General features: G+C 66.0%; 24 protein-coding genes and 1 tRNA gene. 7 read left to right on the top strand and 18 right to left on the bottom strand.

Translation table 11 applies throughout. The features are described 5' to 3' along the window. Positions 1-40: 40 nt before the first annotated feature. Positions 41-841 (bottom strand): response regulator, encoded by an 801-nt coding sequence (locus V6R86_RS05835; RefSeq protein ID WP_338502836.1) that lies wholly within the window; start codon positions 839-841, stop codon positions 41-43. Positions 842-1,082: 241 nt separating this feature from the next. Between V6R86_RS05835 and V6R86_RS05830 the strand changes: the two genes are divergently transcribed. Then, positions 1,083-1,298, top strand: coding sequence for a NepR family anti-sigma factor (locus V6R86_RS05830; protein ID WP_338502835.1), 216 nt, complete (start codon positions 1,083-1,085; stop codon positions 1,296-1,298). 31 nt (positions 1,299-1,329) lie between these two features. Next, complete coding sequence (locus V6R86_RS05825; RefSeq protein WP_338502834.1) at positions 1,330-2,889, top strand: sensor histidine kinase; 1,560 nt, start codon at positions 1,330-1,332, stop codon at positions 2,887-2,889. A gap of 246 nt (positions 2,890-3,135) precedes the next feature. On the opposite strand, the gene tatC is transcribed toward V6R86_RS05825, so the two are convergent. The 9 genes from tatC to argS are packed head-to-tail and all read right to left on the bottom strand — an operon-like array spanning position 3,136 to position 10,083. Continuing rightward, positions 3,136-3,900: a twin-arginine translocase subunit TatC gene (gene tatC, locus V6R86_RS05820; RefSeq protein WP_338502833.1), complete on the bottom strand. Its 765-nt coding sequence runs from the start codon at positions 3,898-3,900 to the stop codon at positions 3,136-3,138. After that, a complete protein-coding gene (locus tag V6R86_RS05815; protein WP_338502832.1) occupies positions 3,897-4,268 on the bottom strand; it encodes a twin-arginine translocase subunit TatB in 372 nt (123 codons plus the stop codon). Before V6R86_RS05815 ends, tatC begins: the two co-directional genes overlap by 4 nt. Before the next feature lie 39 nt (positions 4,269-4,307). Beyond that, positions 4,308-4,583 (bottom strand): twin-arginine translocase TatA/TatE family subunit, encoded by a 276-nt coding sequence (locus V6R86_RS05810; protein WP_338502830.1) that lies wholly within the window; start codon positions 4,581-4,583, stop codon positions 4,308-4,310. A 33-nt stretch (positions 4,584-4,616) separates the two neighbouring features. Next, positions 4,617-5,177 carry an SMC-Scp complex subunit ScpB gene (gene scpB, locus V6R86_RS05805; protein WP_338502829.1) on the bottom strand — a complete coding sequence of 187 codons (561 nt, stop codon included), beginning with the start codon at positions 5,175-5,177 and terminating at the stop codon, positions 4,617-4,619. Next, on the bottom strand, positions 5,174-5,920 hold the full coding sequence (locus V6R86_RS05800; protein WP_338502828.1) for a ScpA family protein: 747 nt from the start codon (positions 5,918-5,920) through the stop codon (positions 5,174-5,176). The genes scpB and V6R86_RS05800 overlap by 4 nt, the downstream gene beginning before the upstream one ends. Before the next feature lie 11 nt (positions 5,921-5,931). Then, positions 5,932-6,942 (bottom strand): beta-N-acetylhexosaminidase, encoded by a 1,011-nt coding sequence (gene nagZ, locus V6R86_RS05795; protein WP_338502827.1) that lies wholly within the window; start codon positions 6,940-6,942, stop codon positions 5,932-5,934. Positions 6,943-6,946: 4 nt separating this feature from the next. Then, entirely contained in the window at positions 6,947-7,594 is a 648-nt protein-coding gene (locus V6R86_RS05790; RefSeq protein WP_338502826.1) for an SPOR domain-containing protein, read from the bottom strand. A 20-nt stretch (positions 7,595-7,614) separates the two neighbouring features. Continuing rightward, complete coding sequence (locus tag V6R86_RS05785) at positions 7,615-8,355, bottom strand: SPOR domain-containing protein (protein WP_338502825.1); 741 nt, start codon at positions 8,353-8,355, stop codon at positions 7,615-7,617. A 3-nt stretch (positions 8,356-8,358) separates the two neighbouring features. Then, complete coding sequence (gene argS, locus V6R86_RS05780; protein ID WP_338502824.1) at positions 8,359-10,083, bottom strand: arginine--tRNA ligase; 1,725 nt, start codon at positions 10,081-10,083, stop codon at positions 8,359-8,361. Between the two features lie 108 nt (positions 10,084-10,191). On the opposite strand from argS, the gene V6R86_RS05775 reads away from it, so the two are divergent. Genes V6R86_RS05775 through V6R86_RS05765 form a run of 3 tightly spaced genes read left to right on the top strand, consistent with a single transcriptional unit; the run spans position 10,192 to position 12,541 of the window. Next, a complete protein-coding gene (locus V6R86_RS05775) occupies positions 10,192-11,568 on the top strand; it encodes a M48 family metalloprotease (protein ID WP_338502823.1) in 1,377 nt (458 codons plus the stop codon). Continuing rightward, positions 11,565-12,284, top strand: coding sequence for a DsbA family protein (locus tag V6R86_RS05770; protein WP_338502822.1), 720 nt, complete (start codon positions 11,565-11,567; stop codon positions 12,282-12,284). Before V6R86_RS05775 ends, V6R86_RS05770 begins: the two co-directional genes overlap by 4 nt. Further along, the gene (locus V6R86_RS05765) at positions 12,281-12,541 is read left to right on the top strand and encodes a hypothetical protein (protein WP_338502820.1); all 261 of its coding nucleotides are present in this window, start codon (positions 12,281-12,283) and stop codon (positions 12,539-12,541) included. Before V6R86_RS05770 ends, V6R86_RS05765 begins: the two co-directional genes overlap by 4 nt. A gap of 9 nt (positions 12,542-12,550) precedes the next feature. Here the strand turns inward: V6R86_RS05765 and V6R86_RS05760 are convergent, their stop codons facing one another. The 4 genes from V6R86_RS05760 to V6R86_RS05745 all read right to left on the bottom strand — a co-directional run bounded on the left by V6R86_RS05760 (position 12,551) and on the right by V6R86_RS05745 (position 16,129). Next, positions 12,551-13,597 (bottom strand): methyltransferase domain-containing protein, encoded by a 1,047-nt coding sequence (locus V6R86_RS05760; RefSeq protein ID WP_338502819.1) that lies wholly within the window; start codon positions 13,595-13,597, stop codon positions 12,551-12,553. Between the two features lie 213 nt (positions 13,598-13,810). Next, entirely contained in the window at positions 13,811-14,359 is a 549-nt protein-coding gene (locus tag V6R86_RS05755; RefSeq protein WP_338502817.1) for a GNAT family N-acetyltransferase, read from the bottom strand. Further along, the gene (locus V6R86_RS05750; RefSeq protein WP_338502816.1) at positions 14,356-15,060 is read right to left on the bottom strand and encodes an RlmE family RNA methyltransferase; all 705 of its coding nucleotides are present in this window, start codon (positions 15,058-15,060) and stop codon (positions 14,356-14,358) included. The genes V6R86_RS05755 and V6R86_RS05750 overlap by 4 nt, the downstream gene beginning before the upstream one ends. Before the next feature lie 10 nt (positions 15,061-15,070). Next, entirely contained in the window at positions 15,071-16,129 is a 1,059-nt protein-coding gene (locus V6R86_RS05745) for a Ppx/GppA phosphatase family protein (protein ID WP_338502815.1), read from the bottom strand. A 164-nt stretch (positions 16,130-16,293) separates the two neighbouring features. Here V6R86_RS05745 and V6R86_RS05740 point away from each other — a divergent pair. Both V6R86_RS05740 and V6R86_RS05735 read left to right on the top strand, forming a co-directional pair. Continuing rightward, a tRNA-Gln gene (locus V6R86_RS05740) sits at positions 16,294-16,367 on the top strand. A 165-nt stretch (positions 16,368-16,532) separates the two neighbouring features. Continuing rightward, positions 16,533-17,036, top strand: coding sequence for a hypothetical protein (locus tag V6R86_RS05735; RefSeq protein WP_338502814.1), 504 nt, complete (start codon positions 16,533-16,535; stop codon positions 17,034-17,036). Positions 17,037-17,048: 12 nt separating this feature from the next. On the opposite strand, the gene V6R86_RS05730 is transcribed toward V6R86_RS05735, so the two are convergent. From V6R86_RS05730 to typA, 4 genes are all read right to left on the bottom strand, one after another. Beyond that, on the bottom strand, positions 17,049-18,344 hold the full coding sequence (locus tag V6R86_RS05730) for a L,D-transpeptidase family protein (RefSeq protein ID WP_338502813.1): 1,296 nt from the start codon (positions 18,342-18,344) through the stop codon (positions 17,049-17,051). Positions 18,345-18,402: 58 nt separating this feature from the next. Beyond that, a complete protein-coding gene (locus V6R86_RS05725) occupies positions 18,403-18,909 on the bottom strand; it encodes a LytR/AlgR family response regulator transcription factor (RefSeq protein WP_338502812.1) in 507 nt (168 codons plus the stop codon). Between the two features lie 161 nt (positions 18,910-19,070). Further along, positions 19,071-19,820 (bottom strand): cell wall hydrolase, encoded by a 750-nt coding sequence (locus tag V6R86_RS05720; RefSeq protein WP_338502811.1) that lies wholly within the window; start codon positions 19,818-19,820, stop codon positions 19,071-19,073. A gap of 338 nt (positions 19,821-20,158) precedes the next feature. After that, complete coding sequence (typA, locus tag V6R86_RS05715; RefSeq protein WP_338502810.1) at positions 20,159-21,991, bottom strand: translational GTPase TypA; 1,833 nt, start codon at positions 21,989-21,991, stop codon at positions 20,159-20,161. Between the last annotated feature and the right edge of the window lie 21 nt (positions 21,992-22,012).

The raw sequence follows: 22,012 nt of genomic DNA, 5'->3' as shown, positions 1-22,012 counted from the left end.
CCAACGCAACGATGGGAACCGGAGTTCCCTCGTCAGCGCCTTAGCCGGCCGGGACCGTCGCCGCGTCGAAGAACAGGGCCTGCGCGATCGCCGCCTTCACCGTCGCGCGCTGGAACGGCTTGGTGATAAGGAAGGTCGGCTCGGGCCGGGTGCCGGTCAGCAGACGCTCGGGAAAGGCGGTGATGAAGATCACCGGCACCGAGAATTCGGCCAGGATGTCACGCACCGCGTCGATCCCACTCGAATCGTCGGCGAGCTGGATGTCGGCAAGGACGAGGCCCGGCGGGTGGGCACGGGCCTGCGCCAAGGCTTCGTCGCGGGTGACGGCGACGCCGGTAACATTGTGGCCGAGGTCGCGCACGATGGTTTCGATATCCATCGCGATGATCGGTTCGTCCTCGATGATCAGCACGTCGGCAAGGGTCTGCCGCTCGATCTCGCCGAGCGCTTCCTGCACCAGATTGTCGATCTCGTTGGGCTCGGCGCCAATCAGATAACCGGCGTCGGCGGCCGAAAAGCCTTCCAGCGCAGTCAGCAGAAGCGCTTGGCGCGACAGCGGAGTAATGCGGCTGAGGCGGGCCTGCGCGATCGCTTCCGGATTGCCGAGCCCGTTGTCGGCATCATGGCCTTCCTCGATGTTGGCTGTCGACCAGATCGCGTGAAAAGTCTTGTACAGGCCGAGCCGCGGCTCGACGTCCCGCGGAAAACTGTCGGGCGCGGCGACGATGGCTTCCAGCGTTGCACGCACAAAAGCGTCGCCATGAGTCTGGCTTCCGGTCAGGGCGCGGGCATAGCGCCGCAGGAATGGCAAATGAGGCGCGAGTTCCTGACCTAGCGACATGGGTATCCCGGTGCTCCTGTAATTTCTTTGAGGCCCCTATTGGAAGCCGGTTGGCGAAACTGCAAGCCTCGGGCATCCGCTACAACCGCGGCCCGACTCTCTCAGTATTTATCTGTTGAGCGGACGGAACAAAGCATTGGCGATTTGGTTTCGTGACCGGGCTGCCACAACTCGAAGTTGACGGGCAGGCAGCTCCGTTTCTAGGGGCTGGTTTTTTTCGCCCGTTCATAAGGACAGGTATTTGCCAGAGGCTGCGCTGCGTCGGGAGGGGACCGAAGGGTTGGGTGCGAACAACGAGGCTCGTCCAGAAGACGGCAAGGATAAGGTCGCAAAGGGTACAAAGCGTCGTGGGCAGGCTGCCGATGATGTGAGCAAGGCTCTTCGCAGCGCGTACGACGAGGCCGTGCGGGAAAGCATCCCTGACGATTTTCTCGACCTTCTTGGAAAACTGAACTGAGCGGGGTCCGCCCCGTTTTGTCCGTCCACTGATGTCCTTTCTGCAAAACTGGTTCCGGCAGCTCCCCACCGCCGGAAAGCTGCTGCTGTTACTGAGCGCGGCGATCCTGCCCCTTGGCCTGGTTCTGGTGGCCGCGGCGTCCAACGGGATCGAGCAGGCCAATAGCGCTTTGTCGTCGCGGGCGAACGATCAGGGTCGGCTCGCCGTCCGTGCCATCGACAGTCTGATCGCCCGCAACGTCCTGGCGTTACGGATCGCCGCCAATGGCGCGCTTGATGGCGGCGGCGATCCCTGTGAGCGGGTCACGCGCGCGCTTGGCGCGGCCCCAGGCACGCCTTCCTCCTTCCTGCTGTCCGATCCGATCGGCACGCAGCTGTGCACCCGCGGCGAGCCTGACGATGGCGGCCGCCGGACCCTGCTGGTCGCGCCCGGCCAGGTACGCATGTGGCTGGTGCCCGAGCGCGGGCGGTTGTTCTACAAGGTCGGCGTCTTCGGCGGCTCGGCAACGGGATCGCTCGACCGCGAGCAGTTTCGCTCCGCCTTGAGCGCCGCGCGCGCCGGGACCGCGGGGCTCGACCTGATCGCCGGCGGGGGCGCGCTACAGGTCAGCGACGAGGGCGAGCGATCGGGCGCCCTTGGCAGCGATCCCGTCGTGGAGCGCTTCACCCAGAAAATCGCCGGTGGGCAGGTCGAAATCGCCGTCGACGTGCCGATCGACCACATCGCCTCGGCGGACCGACTGCTGCTTCTCCTGCCCGTCCTGATGTGGATCGTTGCGGCCCTGCTCAGCTGGCTGGTGGTGCGCACCTTCCTGTTGACCCCCCTGCATCGGATCAGCCAGTCGATCGCGGCGCACGAACCCGGGCAGGGCCCGCTTCAGCTTCCTGAGCGGCTTGGCCCCTCGGTCGAGATCCGCGAGCTTGGAGCATCCTTTACGCGCGCGGTGGAGCGGATCGAACAAAGCGAACGCGACATGGGCGAGGCGCTCGAAGGGCAGCGCAAGCTGGTCCGTGAGGTGCATCACCGGGTCAAAAACAACCTCCAGGTGGTCGCATCGCTACTCAACATCCATCGCCGCAGCGCCAAATCCGAGGACGCGCAGAACGCCTATTCCGCGATCGGGCGGCGGGTCGACGCGCTGGCGGTGGTGCACCGCAATCACTTTGCCGAGCTCGAGGAAAATCGCGGGATCGCGCTTCGACCGCTGATCAGCGAACTCGCGTCAAACCTGCGCGGCAGTGCGCCGGAAAGCGCAAGGCGCCTCGACATTAACCTCGACCTTGAAAGCCTCAATACGACTCAGGACGTGGCGGTGGCGACGGCCTTTCTCACCACCGAGATCGTCGAGCATGCCATGCTGACCCGGCCCGATGCGCCCGTCACGCTGACGCTGCGCCGCTCCGGTGATCTCACTGCACGCTTCACGCTGGCGACCGGCGCATTGTCGCCGGAGATCGCCAATCAGGCCGAGCACCAGCAATTCGAACGGATCATCACGGGTCTCGCCAAGCAGCTTCGTTCGGCGCTGGAGCGGACCGAGGGTCATTACAGCGTCGAGCTACCGGTTTTCGCTGCGCGCGAAAGCTACTAGGCAAGCCTTCTCGTGCCGGGGCGCCGACGCAAAAAAATCTGAAACGGATCGGAACCCTCTTTCCGCATCGCCGTTTTATACTTCGGATAGTGACCTTTTGCCCCCCCGCTCTCGCTATCCGCTTACACGGGCCCGAAGTCGTCAACCCTCCCCCCCCGGTGACGATTTCGGGCCCGCCTTGTGTTTGGGGCAGTTCAACACAGCGATGGCAAGCTTACCGCCCGGTTTAGCCGCGCTACGGCTTGCTTACTCGCGTGCGGCGGGGGCCTGCCGCCGCGACGCGCGCCAATGGGTCAGGCGGATCGCGATGATCGAACTTTCGTAGAGCATCCACAGCGGCACCGCGAGCATGAACTGGCTGATCGCGTCGGGCGGCGTCAGCACGGCGGCCACTGCAAAGGCCCCGACGACCGCATAGCGCCGCTTGGCCGCCAGTTGCGCGGCGGTCACCAGCCCGGCCCGCTCGAGCAGCATCAGCAGGATCGGCAGCAGGAAGGCGACCCCAAAGCCGAACAGGAAGCGGGTCACGAACGACAGATAATTGCCGACCCCCGGCAAGGCTTCCTGGCTGACCCCGCCGATGTCTCCCTCAAAACCGAGCAGGAAGTGCAGCGCCCAGGGCATGGCGAGATAATAAGCGAAGGCCGCGCCGCCGCCGAAGAAGATCGGAGTCATCAGAAGAAACGGCAACACCGCCCGTTTCTCGCGAGCGTAAAGGCCGGGGGCAACGAACCGCCAGATCTGGGTGGCGATCACCGGGAAGCAGATCATCAGCGCGGCGAACAGCGCCACCTTCACTTGGACCCAGAAGGCTTCGAACACGTCGGTATAGATGACCCGGTCCTGGCCGGCGTCCTTCAGCGGCTGGACCAGGAAAGCGAAGATCGGCCTGGCGAAATAATAGCAGGCGAAAAACGCCACCACGATCACCGCGATGCAGATCAGCAGTCGTTTGCGCAGTTCGACCAGATGCTCGAACAGCGGCGCCTTGGAGTCGTCGAGGTCCCTCACGGCAATTCGCGCTTGTGAGTCTCGGGATCGGGGAGCGGTAGGCCGGGCTCGTCGTCCATGGTCGCCTCGGGCGGAGCATGGCTGGGCTCGGTGGCAAGCGGCGGCGTCTCGGTCACTGGTGCGCCAAGCGCGTCCGGCGCCCCGACGTACGGGGCCGCAACGGGATGATCGCGCATTATCCGCTCATTCTCGTCGCGCCAGCGCTTTTCCATTTCCTCAAGCTCGGCTTCGCGCATCATGTTCTCAATGCCGGCGGTGAAATGGCGCGCATGGGCGCGGGCGCGACCGACCCAGCGGCCGACCGTCCGCATCGCGGTCGGCAGTTCCTTGGGTCCGATGAAGATCAGCGCCGCAAGAGCGATGATCAAAAGCTCCGTCGAATCGACGCCGAACATGCGGCGACGAGATCAGCGCGGGAGGGTGTCGGACGGCGGCGGAGGCGCCACGGGATCGGCTGCCCGCGGGTGCGGCGTGACATCGATCGGCCGGTCGGTCGAGCCCAGACGGCGCGCTTCTTCGGCCTTGCGGCGACGCTCGTCTTCCTCGTCGTCGGCCATGCCGTGCTTGAAGCTCTTCAGGCCTTTCGCGACGTCGCCCATCATGGTGGAAAAGCGATTGCCGCCGAACAGAAGCAGAATAACGACCCCGAGAATGAGCCAGTGAATGAGGCTAAAACCGCCCATGGAATCAAATACTCCGTTACCGTGTCCTGCTATCTAGGCGTCTTGCTCGTCACTTACCAGTTGCAGCGCAGGCATCGGGTCGAGCAGCCCCGCCGCCCGCAGATCGTCGATCCCCGGCAGATCGCGGCGGCTGCCAAGGCCGAAGTGGGTCAGAAAATCGGCGGTGGTGGCGTAGAGCAAGGGCCGGCCGGGACCCTCGCGGCGGCCGGCAGGGCGGATCCATCCTGCTTCCATCAGGACGTCGAGCGTCCCCTTGGACGTCTGCACCCCGCGGATCGCCTCGATCTCGGCGCGACTGACGGGTTCGTGATAGGCGATGATGCTGAGCGTCTCGGTCGCGGCGCGGCCGAGACGGCGCGGTTCTTCGCGGGTTCGCCTGAGGAGGTGGGCCAGATCGGGCGCGGTCTCAAAATGCCAGCGGTCGCCGCGCGACACCAGATGGACGCCGCGGTCGGCGTACAGCTCCTGTAACGCGGCAAAAGCCGCGGAAAGATCGCCTTCCCCGGCGTGCGCGAGGATGTCCTGTTCGCGAAGGGGTTCGGCGGCCGCGAACAGCACGGCTTCGACCGCCCGTGTGTAAGCGGCGTCGCTCATTTGCAGGCCATCCTCAATTCGAGCCGGGCAAAAGGTTCGGCCTGCCGCAGATCCACCCTCCCCTGCCGCGCCAGTTCAAGCGCGGCGACGAACGAAGAGGCGAGCGACGAGCGGGCCCGGTCGGGATCGGTGGTCGGCTCCAGAAAGCGTTGAAGCTCGGTCCAGTCGATGGCGGTGCCGATCAGCCCGGACACCCGCTCGATCGCATCTTCCAGCGTCACCACCGCCCGGCGGGCGACGACGTGCATGACCGGGGCCGAGCGGGCGCGGAGCTGGCCGTAGGCGGCAGCAAGTTCGAACAGCGAAACTTCCCATTTCGACTTGCGAACCTGGCGCAGGCCTTCGGGCGCTCCACGCGCAAAGACGTCGCGGCCGAGGCGGTCGCGGCCCATCAGCCGAGCCCCTGCGTCGCGCATCGCGTCGAGCCGCTGGAGACGAAGCTGGAGCAGGGTTGCCAATTCCTCCGGGCTCGGGTCCTGGGTCGGATCCTTGGGCAGCAGCAGGCAGCTTTTAAGATAAGCCAGCCACGCGGCCATGACGAGATGGTCGGCGGCGATCTCGAGCCGCAGCGCGCGGGCGTTTTCCAGATAGTCGAGATATTGCTCGACGAGCGTGAGGATCGAAATCTGATGAAGATCGACCTTTTGCGTCCGCGCGAGGGTCAGCAGCAGGTCGAGCGGTCCTTCGAACCCTTCGAGGTGGAGCTGGAGCACATCCTCCTGCGGTTCGGGGAGGAGCGACATGGCGCGTGGGGTCAGGCGAGTGCCAGAAGTTCGTCGCGCACCGCCGCCGCCTCGGCGAAGTCCGGTCCCTCCGAGGCACCGAGCATGGCGCCGGCCATCGCCCGGGCGAGACGACCTTCGGCGTCGGTGGTCATCGCGCCGACATGCGCGGCGACATCGAGCATCTCGTCGAACTTGCCGCTACAATGCAGGGTAAGATCGCAGCCCGCGGCGATGGCGGCGGCCGAGCGTTCGCCGGCCGACCCCGCCAGCGCTTCCATTCCGATGTCGTCGGTCATCAGCAGGCCGGGAAAGGCGATACGCTTGCGGATGATCTCGTCGATGATGAAAGGCGACTGGCTGGACGGATGCTCGCGGTCCCACGCTTCGAACAAGATATGCGCGACCATTCCCATCGGCGCCTCGCGCAAGGTTTCGAAGGGCTCGAGATCGATGTCCAATTCTTCGGCGGAGGCGCCGACGCGCGGCAGTTCCTTGTGGCTGTCGACCGTGGCGCGGCCGTGGCCGGGGATGTGCTTGACCACCCCGACCACGCCCGCCGACGACAGGCCGTCGAGCACCGCGCGGCCGATCGCGGCCACCTGCATCGGTTCGGTGCCATAAGCGCGATCGCCCATGATCTGGTCGGCGTCGGGCTGGCGCACGTCGAGCATGGGGGCGCAATTGACGTTGATGCCGTGCGCGGCAAGCAGCAGGCCGATGGCGCGGGCGTTCATCCGTGCCGCCTCGATCGCCGAGGACGGCGCGGTCCGATAAAGCTTCTCGAACGCCCCGCCGGCGGGAAGCGGCGGCCAGGCCGGCGGCTTCATCCGCATCACGCGCCCGCCTTCCTGATCGATCAGGATCGGCAGGTCCTCGCGTCCGTGAAGATCGCGCAGCGCGGCGGTCAGCGCTTTCAGCTGGTCGGGATCGCCGCAGTTGCGCGCGAACAGGATATAGCCCGCGGGATCGATATCGAGGAAGAACGCCCGCTCATCGGCGGTGAGGGCGAGGCCCGATAGCCCGTAGATCGCTGCCTGCATGGTCTCAGCGCACCACGAAGCAGGCGTCGCCAGCGGCCTTGAGCAACTGACAGGCGGCACGCGCCTCGGCCGCGCTGCCGAACCCGGCGCGAAGGCGCTGGCCCGACTGGTAGGGAACCACGATCTTGCCGGAACCCGCGATTACCGGAAAGCGGCCCGACAGCGTCTTCCACGCCGCTTCGGCCTCGCTGGCCGAGCCATAAAAGCCGAGCTGGACCTGATTGGCGGCCGCCGGCGCAGGCGGCGGCGCGGCCGGCTCTTTCGCAGCCGGCGCCTGTTCCGCGGCGGGAGCCGCCGGCGGCTTGGGTTGTGGCCGGGCGATCGCTTCCTCGGGCACGGCGTCGAGATCGAGCTGGCCATCGACCTTTTCGCCAGCCCCGGTGGCGAAAGCGGTTTCGCTGTCGCCGGCGACGTCGATCCCGCCGGGATTGTCGGGCTTTATCTTGACCGGGCCGGGCTCGGCCTTGATTAATTCGGGTGCGCCGGTGCCTTCGGATGCGTTGTTGCGGCCGAGCCAGTACAAAGTGCCCGCGATCAGCGCCGCGGCGAGCAGCACGACCAGGATCGCGGCGCCCATCTTGCGCGCGGAAAGCGCAGGCGGCTCGTCCTCGTCCTCGACCGGTTCGAGCCACGGCAGCGGCTCGCCCGACATTCCACCACCCCTAGTCGCCATCAGTACACCACCACGCAAGAAAGACCCGCCCGCTCCAGTTGTTGGCATATGACAACCGACTGGGCTTGCGAAGAGGTGCCGAGCTGCAGGCGGTACATTCGTGTCGGTCGTCTCGTGCCGAGTCCGACGACGTCCACCGTATTCACCATCTTTGTTTTGGTGGTGAGATACGGATAGCGACGCGTGACGCGCTTCCACTCGTCCTCGGCCTGCTTGCGGGTCGGAAACGCGCCGAGCTGCACCACGCGGCCGCTGTAGGGGCGGGGGTTGTATGCGGCCGTCAGACCGGGGCTTTGAACCGACGGGGCAGGCGCGGCATCGTCGGCGGGGAAGATGGTGCGGCTAGAGTTGCCGTCGGCAGTGCCGGCGGAAGACGCCCTCGCCGAGGGGCGGCGCTCGGGCGCGCGGGCGACCGGCGGTGCATTTGTAACGGCGGCGGGCGGTGGCGCGTCTATCTCTGGCACGGCCTCATTGACCGGCATCTCCGGCGCCATCGGAGGCTCGGAGGTCGGTGCCTGACTGACCGGGATCGGCAGGGATTCCTCGGCCGGAAGCTGCGGCGGGGGCGCTTCCTTGCCGGTACTCAGCCACCATGCGCCCGCCCCCACCGCCGCGACGAGTAGCAGCAGCAGTAGATACCACGGCCACATCGACCCGCCTTTGCCCGGCTGCACGATCGCCGCCGCCGGGGCAGGCGGTTCATCATGCCGCCAGGAAAGGCGCTCGGTCGGGGTGGCCATCGTTCAGCGCATCTCCTCGGCCGCCTCGACACCCATCAAGGCAAGGCCATTGCCGATCACCTGCGCCACCGCCGAGGCAAGCGCCAGCCGCGCCGCGCTGAGCTGTGGCTCCCCTTCGATGAGGAAGCGGCGCGAGGGATCGTCGTTGCCGCGGTTCCACAAGGCATGGAAGGCGGCGGCGAGGTCGTAGACATAGAAGGCGATCCGGTGCGGCTCATGCGCCAGCGCCGCCGCTTCGACCACGCGCGGATACTGGCTGGCATGCCGGACCAGCGCCAGTTCCTCGGCGTCGAGCAGCGACAGGTCGGCCTCGCCCGCTGCGAGCCCTGCTTCGGCGGCCTTGCGCTTCAGGCTCGAAATGCGGGCATGGGCGTATTGCACATAGAAGACCGGATTGTCCTTGGACGCCTCGACCACTTTGGCGAAGTCGAAGTCGAGCATGGTGTCCGGACGCTTGGTCAGCATGATGAAGCGGACCACGTCCTTACCGACTTCGCGCACCACGTCGGCCAGCGTGACGAAATTGCCGGCCCGCTTGCTCATCTTCACCGGTTCGCCGGCGCGCAGCAGCTGGACCATCTGCACCAGCTTGACGTCGAGCACGTCGCGCCCGGCCAGCGCGGCGACCGCTGCCTGAGTGCGCTTCACCGTGCCCGAATGGTCGGCGCCCCAGATGTTGATCAGCTCGTCCGAGCGTTCAAGCTTCTGGAGGTGATAAGCGGTATCGACGCCGAAATAGGTCCAGCTGCCGTCCGACTTCTTCATCGGGCGGTCCTGATCGTCGCCAAAGTTGGTCGAGCGAAACAGGGTCAGCTCGACCGGCTCCCAATCCTCGGGCGCCTTGCCCTTGGGCGCTTCGAGCACGCCTTCGTAGACCAGGTCGCGTGCACGAAGCGATTCCATCGCGCGCTCGGCGGCGCCCGATGCGACCACTTCGGCTTCGGAGGAGAATAGATCGTGATGGACGCCGAGCAGCGACAGGTCGTGGCGGATGAGATCGAGCATCGCCGCCACCGTCTTCTCGCGGAACGCGGGCAGCCATTCGGCCTCGGGCGCCGACACCATCCGGTCGCCATATTCGGCCGCCAGCAGCGCGCCGACCGGCTTCAGATAGTCGCCCGGATAAAGACCCTCGGGAATGTCCCCGATCGCTTCGCCGAGTGCCTCGCGGTAACGCAGGTGCGCGGAGCGGGCGAGCGTATCGACCTGGCTGCCGGCGTCGTTGACGTAATACTCCTTGGTCACCGCAAAACCGGCGGCGGCGAGGAGGCGGGACAGGGCGTCGCCCACCACCGCGCCGCGGCAATGGCCCATGTGCATCGGTCCGGTCGGGTTGGCCGAGACATATTCGACATTGACCCGGCGGCCCTTGCCAATGTCGCTCAGACCATAATCGGCGCCCTCCGCCGCGATCCGGCGCAGTTCCTCGCGCCAGACATCGTCCGCCAGCTTGATATTGATGAAGCCGGGGCCCGCGATCTGCACCTCGGCGACGCCCGGAATCGCTTGCAGCGCCGGCACCAGCAGCCCGGCAAGTGCGCGCGGATTGGTCTGGGCGGGCTTGGCCAGCACCATCGCCGCGTTGGTCGATAGATCGCCATGGCTGGCATCGCGCGGCGGCTCGACGGTGATGTTACCGCGCGGCAGGTCAGCGGGGAGCGACCCGGCGGCGGTCAGTTCGTCGAGGATGCGGTTCAAGTGGTCGGTGAAGGTGGCAAACAGGCTCAAGGCTTTGGCAATCGCTCGAAGTTTGTGTCAGGAAAGGACATGCCTTTACGCCAGTCCGCGGGCAACAGTCACCCCCCGTTCAGCCGCCGTGGCAGAGTGGTCCCACCCATGCGACGCGTGACCCCGCTCAGCGCCCGGCTGATGCTTTTCCTCGCCCTTGGGATGGCCGCGGCCCAGCCTGCGGCGGCCCAGTCGATCCTTCGCGACAGCGAGACCGAAAAGCTTTTCGCCGACATGTCCAAGCCGCTTATCGAAGCCGCGCAGCTCGATCCCAAGAACGTCAAGATCGTCCTGATCAACGATCCGGAGATCAACGCGTTCGTCGCGGGCGGACAGGTCGTTTATATTCACACCGGCCTCCTCACCCAGGCCGACAATGCCAATCAGGTACAGGGCGTCATCGCCCACGAGCTTGGCCACGTCGCCGGCGGCCACGTCATCCGTTCGGGCGAAGGAGCAAAGCAGGCGACCGGCATCAGCATCTTGAGCTTGGTGCTCGGCGGGCTGGCGATGGCGGCGGGCGCGGGCGAAGCGGGCATGGGCGCGATGGCGCTGGGCCAGCAGATGGCGATGGGCCAATTCCTCGCCTTCACCCGCGCGCAGGAAACCAGCGCCGACCTGGCCGGCGTCTCCTACCTCAGCAAGGCGGGAGTGTCGGGCCAGGGCTCGATCCAGTTCTTCAAGAAATTGCAGAATCAGGAATATCGCCTCGCGGTCTATGCCACCGACAGCTACAACCGCACTCACCCGCTGAGCAGCGAGCGCGTGGCGACGCTGACCGACCTCTATAAGAAAGACCCGGCCTGGGCTCGCCCGACCGACCCGGCGCTCGAAGCCCGGTTCCAGCGCGTACGGGCCAAGCTGATCGGCTATATCAGCGACAAGGAAGCGGTGCTGCGCACCTATCCGCCAAGCAATCAGAGCGTTCCGGCGCATTATGCCCGCGCTTATGCCTATCACCGGATGGGCGACCGCGATTCAGCGCTCAAGGAAGCCGACGCGCTGCTGGCGACCGCGCCGCAGGACCCCTTCTATCTTGAGCTTAAAGGCCAGATCCTGCTCGAAAGCGGCAAGCCGACCGAAGCGCTCGAGCCGCTGCGCCAGTCGGTCGCCAAGGCGCCCGACCAGCCGATGATTCAGGCGATGCTCGGCCATGCGCTGCTCGCGACCGAGAAGAACGATAATCTGCCCGAGGCCGAAAAGGTGCTTCGCGCCTCGATCGGGCGCGACAACGAGCAACCGTTCGCCTGGTATCAGCTCGGCGTCATCTATGACCGCAAGGGCGACATGCCCCGCGCCGCGCTGGCGACCGCCGAACGCTACAGTCTGGAGGGCGAGCCCAAGCTTGCGTTGGCCAGCGCCGAGCGAGCCTTGAAGGGCATTCCCCAGGGCACGCCCGATTTTCTTCGTGCGCAGGATATCGCCATGGTAAGCCGCACCGAGGTCGAAAAGGACCGCAAGGGTCGGGGACGTTCATCGAAGTGAGTGACGGCAAGGGAAGCAGCGGGCTCGGCACCCTCTTGGTGGGGGCCGCGGGGGGAGCCATCGCGACCGTGGCGCTGGCGATCGCGGCGGTGCAGGGCGGCTGGGCCGACCAAATCGTGCGCAAGGCGATGCTGGAGAATCCGACCATCCTGGTCGAAACCGCCGACGCCCTGCGCGAAAACCAGTTCGCACCCGTTCTGGCAGCCAATCGCGCCGCGCTCGAGACGCCGTTCGGCTCCTCCTGGCAGGGCGCCAGGGACGGCGATGTCACCCTGGTCGAATTCTACGATTACGCTTGCGGTTACTGCAAGGCATCGCTGCCGGTGGTCGCGCGGCTGGTGAAGGAAGATCCGAAACTCCGCGTCGTGTATCGCGAATTCCCGATCCTCGGCCCAGAAAGCGAACTTGCGGCGCGAATGGCACTGGGCGCGAGCAAGGCCGGCCGGTTCATGGCGTTCCACGATGCGTTGTACGACGCCGGGCGACCTTCCCAAGCGACGCTGGCCAAAGCGGCGGCGGCGGCGGGTGTGCCGGCGGCTGTCCCCTCTTCGCCCGAAATCGACGGCGAATTGCGCAAGAATTTCCAGCTCGCGCAGCAACTCGGCGCGACCGGAACGCCGCTGTTCATCGTCGGCGACAAGGTGCTGAACGGCGCGGTCGGTTATGATGCCTTGAAGGAGGCGATCGCCGCCGCGCGGGCCGCCAACGCCAAGTGAGGATCGACGACCTCCTCCACCGCGCGTTCGGAACGACCGACCTGACGGCCGTCACCCCAGCCGGCCTCGAAGCGGGGATCGAGCGATTGACCGTCGATCTTGGCCTCGCCGAAGATCGCGAGCAGCGCTTCGCCTTGTGGACATTGCTCTATACGCTGGGCAGCGCGCCCGACCTCGATGTCGCCTTTCCCGAACCTGCCGACCGCGATGCCGCGCGCAATCTCATGGACATGATGGCGGCGGCCGGCGACGCCTAGCGGGCTCGCTCAACAACAAGCGCCCGGTCCCGAGGCGGAGCTATCGGCAACGTCGAACGGCATGGACGTGCCGCAGCCGGCGAAGATGCCATAGTGCTTCTCGAAATCGCCGAAAAAGTCGAAGTGCGGTGCAAAGCGCGTATCGGCCAGCATTCGCCACGTATTGCCGCAAACCGGAAACACGCGTCCGGCCTCGATGCCGTGATGCTTGTCGAGGACGAACAGTCGCTCGGAACCGGCAATCGTGCCGCGATAGCGGACCGCCTGGCCATAATCCTCGCATTGCGGTTCGAGGCCGTCGAGCTTGAACAAGCGATAGGTAGCCGAGAAAAAGCGGTGGCCGGCGACCTTTTCGGCCACGACCGGGTCGCCGATCCCGAGCGGTCGGTCGGTGACCAGTCGCGGGTCGGCAAAGCCCGATGTTTTGGCAAGAGCCTGAAAATCGCCCCAGTAAAGCGCTCCCGCAAGACATTCGCCGTGGAGCACCGGATCGGCGAGCAGGGCTGGCGCGACCCGGCGGTCGGCATAAACGTCCGAAAAATAAAGCTCGCCGCCGGGCTTCAGCAAACGGTGCGCGGCGCGGAACACCGCCGCCTTGTCGGCAACGAGGTTGATGACGCAGTTCGACACGATCACGTCGAACGACGCATCGGCCAGCGCGAGATCGTCGAGGCGCTCGATGTCGCCCTGGAGGAAACTGGTGTTGGCAAAGCCGAACCGCTCGGCGTGCCAATCCTTGTGACGTTCGGCGACGGCGAGTTGTTCGGGCGTGGCATCCACCCCCAGGACGCTGCCACTCGCGCCCACCATTTGCGACAGCAGATAGGCGTCCTGTCCGGACCCCGAACCGAGGTCGAGCACCGCGCAGCCTTCGATCGCATCGGGAACCACCAGACCGCAGCCATAATAACGCGCGCGCACTTCCTCATGGACGTTGGCGAGCGCCGCGCGGACGGCTTTGGGCGGCGCTTCCATCGTGCAGCAGGCATCGGTCCTGAGGTCCGAGGAGCCGGACAGCACCTGCCCGTAATAGTTGCGGCTGTTCTCGATGTTCATGAAGTCAGTCCTTCAGGGAAATGACGGCAGATGGAGGATGAGCAGCCGGACGCGGAATGCGCTTGCCCTTGCGGCGGCTGGTCAGGTGATAGGCCCGGCAGCGGTCGCAGCGATAAGGGCGCAGGTCGAGGGCGCTCGCTGTCGCCGCCGCGCTGGCCTCGTCCGGTTGTGAGAAGGCCCGCTTGGCTCGGCAGACGCGGAGGCGAGTGCGCTTCACCGGGTCTCAGGCGCGCGCCGTGCCAGCCATTGCTCGCGCGACTGGCCCCAGGCGTGGACGTTATACTTGTCGAGCGGCGCCGGAAGCGTGCGGGGGCCGAGGTCGGTGGAGCCGAGCCGCTCGGCCAACGCGATCGAGCGGGCGTTCTCGACGTCGATGACGTGGATGACGTCGCTCCAGCCGAGCGTTTCGAAAGCCCAGTCGATCGCCGCCGTGGCGCCCTCGGCGGCATAGCCCTTCCCCCAGGCGGATTTGAGAATGCTCCAGCCGACCTCGGTGCCGGGCCAGCCTTCGGGCTGCCACGGCCCAAGCCGGCCGATCCAGCGGCCGCTCGCTTTTTCGATCACCGAAAACATGCCGAAGCCCTTGAGCGCCCAGCAGCCGGCAAAGGTCGCCATCGCCCGCCACGACTGCGCACGATTGAGCGTGCCGCCGATATAACGGGCGCTGTCGGGGTCGCCCATCAGCTCGGCCCAACCGTCGAGGTCTTCCTCGCGGATTTCGCGCAGGACGAGGCGCTCGGTTTCGAGGGTCGGGGCGATCATGGCGTCGGGCGCTGTTCCGCCGGTTCCGCGTCAGCCTCGATGTCGACGCCGGGCCCGTCAGTCCGGCCCTTGAAGCCCTGCGCCACGACATACCATTCGCTCGAATCCTTGCGGCTGGCGGGCGGCTTGGCGTGCTTCACGGTGTTAAAATGCTTCTTGAGTTCGGCAAGTAGCTGGTGATCGGTCCCGCCGGCCAGGACCTTGGCGACATAAGCGCCGCCGGGCTTCAGCACGTCCTTGGCGAATTCGAGGCCGAGTTCGACCAGCCCCATCGTGCGCAAATGGTCGGTCTGCGGATGGCCGACGGTGTTGGCGGCCATGTCCGACAGCACGAGATCCGCTTCCCCGCCGAGCGCTTCCTTCAGACGCGCGTCGGCGTCCTCATCGGTGAAATCCATGTGGAGGATGGTAACTCCGTCGAGCGGCGTGACCTCAAGGAAGTCGATCCCGACCACCGCCGCCTGCGGGCATTTCTTGCGCACCACCTGGCTCCACCCGCCCGGCGCGATGCCGAGGTCGACCACCGCCTTCGACCCGCGCAGGAAGCGGAATTTCTCGTCGAGTTCGAGCAGCTTGTAGGCGGCGCGGCTGCGATAGCCTTCGGCTTTGGCTTTCTTGACGTAGGGGTCGTTCAGCTGCCGCTGAAGCCATTTGGTGGAGCCGACCTTGCGGCCCTTGGCGGTCTTGACGCGGGTAGTCATCGACCGGCGCTTACAGGACGTGCCCGTCGCGGGCCATCAGGCTGCGCAGAATGCCTTCGCGAATACCTCGATCGGCGATGCCGAGATGGGCGGCGGGCCAGATGTCGAGGATCGATTCGAGGATCGCACAGCCGGCGACCACCAGGTCGGCGCGCTCGGCACCGATGCAGGGCAGCGACGCCCGGCCCTCGAAATCCATTTCGGCGATCCGGGTCGAGATATCGCGCATGGCGTCGATCGGCACGTGCAGGCCATCGACCGCGCGGCGATCGTAGCTCGGCAGCGCGAGGTGGACGGACGCGAGCGTCGTTACCGTGCCGCTGGTGCCGAGCAGGCGAATGTTGTCGGTGCGCTCGGGCAGAAGTTGCGCGAAGCTGTCGAAGGCGCGGGAAGCGCGAGACTTCATCCGCGCATAGGCGACGATCCGGTCAGGACCCTCGATCGCCGCCCTGCCCTCGCTTTCGGTCAGCGAAACCACGCCCCACGGCGCGCTCCACCAGGCCCTGATGCGCGGGTTGGCGTCGGGACCGTCGCCGGGTTCGACCAGCACCAGCTCGGTCGAGCCGCCGCCGATGTCGAAGATGATGGCAGGCCCATCGCCCGGTTCGAGCAATTTGTGACAGCCGAGGACGGCCAGGCGCGCTTCTTCCTGCGGCGGGATGATTTCCAGCGCGATACCGGTTTCCTCGCGCACCCGTTCGATGAAGTCGCGGCCGTTGGCGGCGCGGCGGCAGGCTTCGGTGGCGACCGAGCGAGCCAGGCCGACCCGGCGGCGGCGCAGCTTGTCCGAACAAACGCCAAGCGCGTCGACCGCCCGGTCCATCGCGTCCTGCGTCAGCCGGCCGCTGCTGGCGAGCCCTTCGCCCAGCCGGACGATCCGCGAAAAGGCATCGACCACGGTGAACCCGCCACTGGTCGGGCGCGCGATCAGCAGGCGGCAGTTATTGGTGCCGAGATCGATCGCGGCATAAGGTTGCTGTGGCGGGGGGTTCGCTGCGGGTGAGCGAGCATTTGTCCGGTGCCCGGCCGGACGACCCGGCATCGGCGCGCTGGCAGAAACGGATGCCATCGCTTCAATTCCATAAACCTGCACCGACCCGGCAAACCCCGGACGGCTGACTTGAAAGCAGGCTTAAGCCAGATTGAAGCCCGAGCGCAAGTTAGCGCAAAGACGTTGACAGCGTCGGACCGGCCCCCTAGCTGCCCCCTGTCGTCGCGCCGAGGCGCGCCCGATGCCCGATCGTCTAATGGTAAGACTACGGACTCTGACTCCGTCAATCGTGGTTCGAATCCACGTCGGGCATCCATTTTCCAAGCAAAATCAGTGATGCACGATCTTCGATCTCGTCCGTACGCGGTGCGGTGTCGGTATGACGAGCGCTAGGCGGGGCAGAACGAGCCCGGCGCATGGGAAGCGTTGCTTCGATGGGGTAAAGTGTAGTCGGACATTTTCTTCAGGAGACTGCTACGACATGATGGTTCTCAACCCCCGCATCTATCTCGCCGCTGCCGCCCTTGCGTTGGTTACTCCGGCTGCCGTGGCGCAGTCGCCCGCAATTGTTCCCGGCACGCAGGTCGTCGATACGGCGGGTAATCCTGTGGGAACGATCTACAGCGTGAAGGGCGATCAGCTGGTGGTCGAAACCGACAAGCTCAAGGTTGCTCTGCCGGCGAATTCGTTCACGCCGAGCGAGGGCAAGTTGCTGTTCGCTTTGACCCGCGATCAGCTCAACCAGCAAACCGAAGCCGCGCTGGCGGAAGCCAACGCCAAGCTTGTGGCCGGTGCCAATGTCTATGGGCAAAGCGGCGCGCTGGCCGGGACGATCGATGCAATCGATGCGGAGTTCGTCACGCTGAAGCTCACTTCCGGCAAGCTCGTCCGCCTGCCACGCAATGGGATCGCTGCAAGCGACAAGGGCGCCGTTCTTGGTGTCAGCGCGTCTGAGCTGGAGCGTCTCGCCACTACGGGCGGCTGATCCGCGTCCGGATCACTGCGCCGCTGCCAGCTGCCCTTCGCCCGCCGTGTCGAGACCGTAGACGTCGGGCGCATAGGCGAGCGTGCCGTTAGCGCCAGGACGGACCGTTAGATAAGTCAGGAACACCGGCACGGGCGTCGGAAGCGCGACGTTGAGCTCGGGCTGGCTGCTGCTCGCGACCGCTTCGCGGCCGAGGAGCCAGCGGCCGAGGCGCGCGGCATCCTCCAGCCGCACGCAGCCCGAGCTGAATGTCCGCTCGGCCTCGGAGAATAATTGCCGGTCGGGCGTATCGTGAAGATAGATGCCGCGATCGTTAGGGAATTCGAACTTCATCGCGCCCATCGAGTTGCCCGGTCCCGGACGCTGGCGCACGCGCGCTTCGACCCGCCCATCGGCAACCGCCTGCCAATCGATGCTGGCCGGATCGAGCACCGTCGCGTCGTTGGTCCAGTCGCTCAACACTTCATAGTTGCGCGAGCGGAACCAGCCGAGGCCGTTCTTCAGCACGTTCTGCGCGACGTTGCTGGCGGCAAGATCGACGGGCACGTTCCAATAGGGATTGAAGGTCGCCTGGCGCAGGGTGCCGGCAAGCAAGGGCGTTTTCATACCGGGCTTGCCGACTACCACCTTCATCTGGTCGACGACCCGGCCGTCCTCGATCATCATCAACTGCTGGCTGGCGACATCGACGAGGACGAAACGCCCCTCCGATGGAAGCAGGCGCGAGCGTTCGAGGCTGGCCTTCATCGCCCGCGACGGCGTGCCGAGCAGGCGCATATCCTTGATCGCGGCCTCGCGCAGTGCCGCATGGATCGGGTTCACGTCCACCGTCTGGCGCACAAAAGCCGCAAGATCGGGGGCGCTGGCAGCGCGTTCGAGGATCCCCGCTGGGCTCGGCACGCGCGGGGCGAGCGAGGGATCGGCGTAGATGATGCCGTTGTTGCCGGGCCATTTCAGCACCTGGGCGTGGAGCACGAACGCATTGCTAATCAGCCGCTCGGCCTCGCGCGCCGCCCCCGGCACGCCGGCATCGGCATCACCCAGCACTCGCTCGATCCGGGCCGCGAGTTCCGGGCCTTGGGCAAGGCCGTCGACATCGGCGGTGCTTAGCGCGTCGAGCAACGTACGCACGGCGTCCGGAGATTGCAGCCACAGCGGCTGTTGCCGAGCTTCGTAAAAGCGAGCGACTGCGCTGGCCGCCGGCATCGAGCCGCTCGTCTCGTAGACGGCGGTCGCGGCGGCAGCCGGCAAGGCTCCGCCGAGCGCCGCTGCCATCAGGGCAGCGCCGAGGAACATTCGATGGGGCACAGCGAAATACTCGTTTAATCAGTTGCTTGCCCGATTAACGATCGGTTGATCGATCGGTTCAATGCGGGCTGCCACCGATCCAGCGTTCGAGTCTCGCTTTGAAACCCTGTCGGGGCAGGAGCGCAGGCGCGTCGGGCTCCGGCTCAACCTCTTCCTCGTTTTCGAACAACTGCAGATTGCGCGGAATCCGCGGGCGAAGCGTCTCGCGGCCACGCATGACGTCTTCCGCAAGCGCCAGCGCGCGGTGCACGTCGTTACCGGTGAACGGCTTGAGCAGAAGGCCGAGCGCAAGGTCGGGCATGGCGAAGCCAGGCGGCCGCCCGGTCACGAACAGGCAGGGCACGCCGGCATCGTTGAGCCGCACCGCGACCGAGAAGCCGGTCGAGCCATGCGCGAGGTGAAGATCGACCAAGGCAAGGTCGGGACGCCCGTGCTCCAGCAGCTCGAGCGCGGAAGGCAGGTCGGACGCAATTCCCACCACCCGGTAGCGAGGATTGTCCTCGACCAGGTAACGAAGCGTTTCCGCAAGCGGCCGTTCGTCCTCGACGATCAAGATCTTCAACACGTTGCACCCTCCCGGTGGCAAAGCCACCCGGTGCAAAGGGTTGCAGCGCGGATTCGTCCTGCGAATCCCGCGGTGAGCGAGTTATCGGTAAGCCGAGTAGTTACGGGGGCGAGACGTCATGGCGTCACGCTTGACGAGCGATCCGGGGCCGCCCGCCGACCTCAGCTCGCGCGGTAAAAAATGTGCGCGCCGATCTTTTCGACCTTGGCGAGGCGGCGACCCCAGCTCGGTGCGACGTAATCGGCGTGATACCACAGCACGTCACCGGGCAGCGCATCGGCGAAATTGCCGACCGCGATGCGGGTGATCGCCTCGGCATAGGCCCAGCTCGCGCTGGCACGGTTGACGCCGGGCATGTGGCCGGTGCGTGGATTGACGAAACTGAACTGCCAGGGCTGCTTCACGACATCGCACCACCCGGCCGGATAACGGCCCGAGGCGGCGCGATTCATGATCACTTCGGCCACCGCCAGCTGCCCGTCGAGCGGTTCACCCCGGGCTTCGTGATAAACGGCGATGGCGATGCATTCTTCCTGCTCGGTCAGCGCAGGCGCCGCAGCCTGCGTTTTGGCCCACACCATCGGCCAAAGGCCGGCGTGGGTGACGGCGGGACGAACATCGGTGGTGCCGGTCGGCGGGGTGGTGCCGGTCACCGGTCGCGGGGTGGCCGAAAGGATGGCGGCACGACCCGGCGCGGGGGCGGTCTGGAGAACGGGGGCAGCGGCGATCGTGCCAGGTGTGGCGGTGGGCAGCGCGGTCGCGGCGACCGGGGTCGAAACGGTGGCGGTGGTTGCGGCAACCGGAGTTGCTGCGATGGTGCCGACCTGCGCCGCGGCAGGTGCCGCAAGACCGGAAACGGCCAACAGGAAAACCATCGCGGGCACGCGGCCCAACGCCAAACGCTTGATCAATTCATTCTCACTGTCTTGCGGCCGAGGGTCCGGCCACGCCACACTCGCACCCCTCGGGTGCAGCGGCTTCGCCCTCGTCCGACTTGCCCTAGCGCCGCCTTATCAATCGGTCGGCGCCCTCGCTCTCGTCTTGTTGAGGCTGACTTAGGGTTATTCGCGCGTCGCGCATCCGAAATTGGCCAAAGCGGGCGGCGCGTGAGACGAGTTGCGCGGCCGGTTCCCAGCGCGGGACACCCTTTCAGACGAAGCGAAACGCGGAAGCGATGAGCTGTGAAATGGGCAAGCGAATCAAGCAGATATGAAAAGGGCCCCGGCTCGTCACCGGGGCCCTGTCAAATTCAGGCAGCTTCGGCCTTGCGGCTCTGGCGCTTGCGCTCATGCGGATCGAGATGTCGCTTGCGCAGTCGGATGACCTTGGGGGTTACTTCGACCAACTCGTCGTCCTGAATGTAGGCGATCGCCTGCTCCAGCGTCATCCGGCGCGGCGGGGTGAGGCGGATGCCTTCGTCCTTGCCGCTAGCGCGGAAGTTGGTCAGCTGCTTGGCTTTGAGCGGATTGACCTCGAGGTCCTGCGGCTTGGCATTCTCGCCGATGATCATGCCCTCGTAGAGATCGTCGCCGGGGCTGATGAACAGCACGCCGCGCTCTTCGAGCATGTTCAGGGCGTAGGCCTGCGCCTTGCCCTTTTCCATCGAGATCAGGACGCCGTTCTGGCGACCGGTGATCTGACCCTTGTGGGGGCCGTATTTCTCGAAGAGGCGGTTCATGATGCCGGTGCCGCGGGTGTCCGACAGGAATTCGCCGTGATAACCGATCAGCCCGCGCGACGGGGCGCTGAAGGTCAGGCGGGTCTTGCCGGCGCCCGACGGACGCATGTCGGTCATCTCGGCCTTGCGAAGGCTCATCTTCTCGACGACCGTGCCACTATATTCGTCGTCGACGTCGATCACGACGGTTTCGTACGGCTCTTCACGGCCATTGGGGCCGTCCTGGAACAGCACGCGCGGGCGGCTGATCGACAGTTCGAAGCCTTCGCGGCGGAGGGTCTCGATCACCACGCCGAGCTGAAGTTCGCCGCGGCCGGCAACTTCATAGCTGTCGTTGTCGTGAGCAACGGTGACCCGGATGGCGACATTGGTCTCCGCCTCGCGCTCCAGACGCTCGCGGATGATGCGGCTCTGCACCTTGTCGCCGTCGCGCCCCGCATAGGGGCTGTCGTTGACCGCGAAGCTCATGGCGAGCGTCGGCGGATCGATCGGGCGGGCCTTGATCGGAGTGGTCACCGACGGCGTCGCGATCGTGTTCGACACGGTCGCGTTCATCAGGCCGGCGATAGCGATGATGTCGCCCGCCTGCGCCTGCTCGACGGGCACGCGCTCTAGGCCATGGAAGGCGAAGATCTTGGTCGCGCGGCCTTCCTCGACCTTGGCGCCGTGAACGTCCAGGGCGCGGATCGGCTGATTGATGTGCAGCGTACCCGATTCGACGCGGCCGGTCAGGATGCGGCCGAGGAACGGATCGCGGTCGAGCAGGGTCGCGAGCATCTTGAACTCGCCGTGGATCGGCAGGCCGGGCTCGGGAACGTGGCTGACGATGGTCTCGAACAGCGGCGTCAGATCGCCTTCGCGCACCGTGTCCTCGCGGCCGGCATAACCGTTGCGGCCCGAGGCGTAGAGCACCGGGAAGTCGAGTTGCTCGTCATTGGCGTCGAGGCTGAGGAACAGCTCGAAGCATTCGTCCAGCACTTCGGCGGCGCGCGCATCGGGGCGGTCGATCTTATTGACGACGACGATGGGCTTGAGGCCCAGGCCGAGCGCCTTGCCGGTGACGAACTTGGTCTGCGGCATCGGGCCTTCGGCGGCATCGACCAGCAGGATCACCCCGTCGACCATCGACAGGATGCGCTCCACCTCGGCGCCGAAGTCGGCGTGGCCGGGAGTGTCGACGATATTGATGCGGGTCGCGGTGCCCTTGCCGTCGTCCCATTCGACCGACGTGCACTTGGCGAGAATCGTGATTCCGCGCTCTTTTTCGAGGTCGTTCGAATCCATCGCCCGTTCGTCGATCCGCTGATTATCGCGGAAGGTGCCGGACTGGCGGAAGAGCTGGTCGACGAGGGTCGTCTTGCCGTGATCGACGTGGGCGATGATCGCCACGTTGCGGAGGGTCATTGCGATTTCCTTGGGAGAAGT

This window comes from Sphingomonas kaistensis (assembly GCF_036884275.1).
In the GTDB taxonomy this organism is placed as follows: Bacteria; Pseudomonadota; Alphaproteobacteria; order Sphingomonadales; family Sphingomonadaceae; genus Sphingomicrobium; species Sphingomicrobium kaistense_A.
This window is presented reverse-complemented; position numbering and strand designations above follow the sequence as displayed.

Bases quoted from the DNA above. Each gene is read 5' to 3' on its own strand.
- V6R86_RS05835 (WP_338502836.1), bottom strand. From the start codon at position 841: ATGTCGCTAGGTCAGGAACTCGCGCCTCATTTGCCATTCCTGCGGCGC.
- V6R86_RS05825 (WP_338502834.1), top strand. From the start codon at position 1,330: ATGTCCTTTCTGCAAAACTGGTTCCGGCAGCTCCCCACCGCCGGAAAG.
- V6R86_RS05810 (WP_338502830.1), bottom strand. From the start codon at position 4,583: ATGGGCGGTTTTAGCCTCATTCACTGGCTCATTCTCGGGGTCGTTATT.
- scpB (WP_338502829.1), bottom strand. From the start codon at position 5,177: ATGAGCGACGCCGCTTACACACGGGCGGTCGAAGCCGTGCTGTTCGCG.
- V6R86_RS05800 (WP_338502828.1), bottom strand. From the start codon at position 5,920: ATGTCGCTCCTCCCCGAACCGCAGGAGGATGTGCTCCAGCTCCACCTC.
- nagZ (WP_338502827.1), bottom strand. From the start codon at position 6,942: ATGCAGGCAGCGATCTACGGGCTATCGGGCCTCGCCCTCACCGCCGAT.
- V6R86_RS05790 (WP_338502826.1), bottom strand. From the start codon at position 7,594: ATGTCGGGCGAGCCGCTGCCGTGGCTCGAACCGGTCGAGGACGAGGAC.
- V6R86_RS05785 (WP_338502825.1), bottom strand. From the start codon at position 8,355: ATGGCCACCCCGACCGAGCGCCTTTCCTGGCGGCATGATGAACCGCCT.
- V6R86_RS05775 (WP_338502823.1), top strand. From the start codon at position 10,192: ATGCGACGCGTGACCCCGCTCAGCGCCCGGCTGATGCTTTTCCTCGCC.
- V6R86_RS05760 (WP_338502819.1), bottom strand. From the start codon at position 13,597: ATGAACATCGAGAACAGCCGCAACTATTACGGGCAGGTGCTGTCCGGC.
- V6R86_RS05755 (WP_338502817.1), bottom strand. From the start codon at position 14,359: ATGATCGCCCCGACCCTCGAAACCGAGCGCCTCGTCCTGCGCGAAATC.
- V6R86_RS05750 (WP_338502816.1), bottom strand. From the start codon at position 15,060: ATGACTACCCGCGTCAAGACCGCCAAGGGCCGCAAGGTCGGCTCCACC.
- V6R86_RS05745 (WP_338502815.1), bottom strand. From the start codon at position 16,129: ATGGCATCCGTTTCTGCCAGCGCGCCGATGCCGGGTCGTCCGGCCGGG.
- V6R86_RS05735 (WP_338502814.1), top strand. From the start codon at position 16,533: ATGATGGTTCTCAACCCCCGCATCTATCTCGCCGCTGCCGCCCTTGCG.
- typA (WP_338502810.1), bottom strand. From the start codon at position 21,991: ATGACCCTCCGCAACGTGGCGATCATCGCCCACGTCGATCACGGCAAG.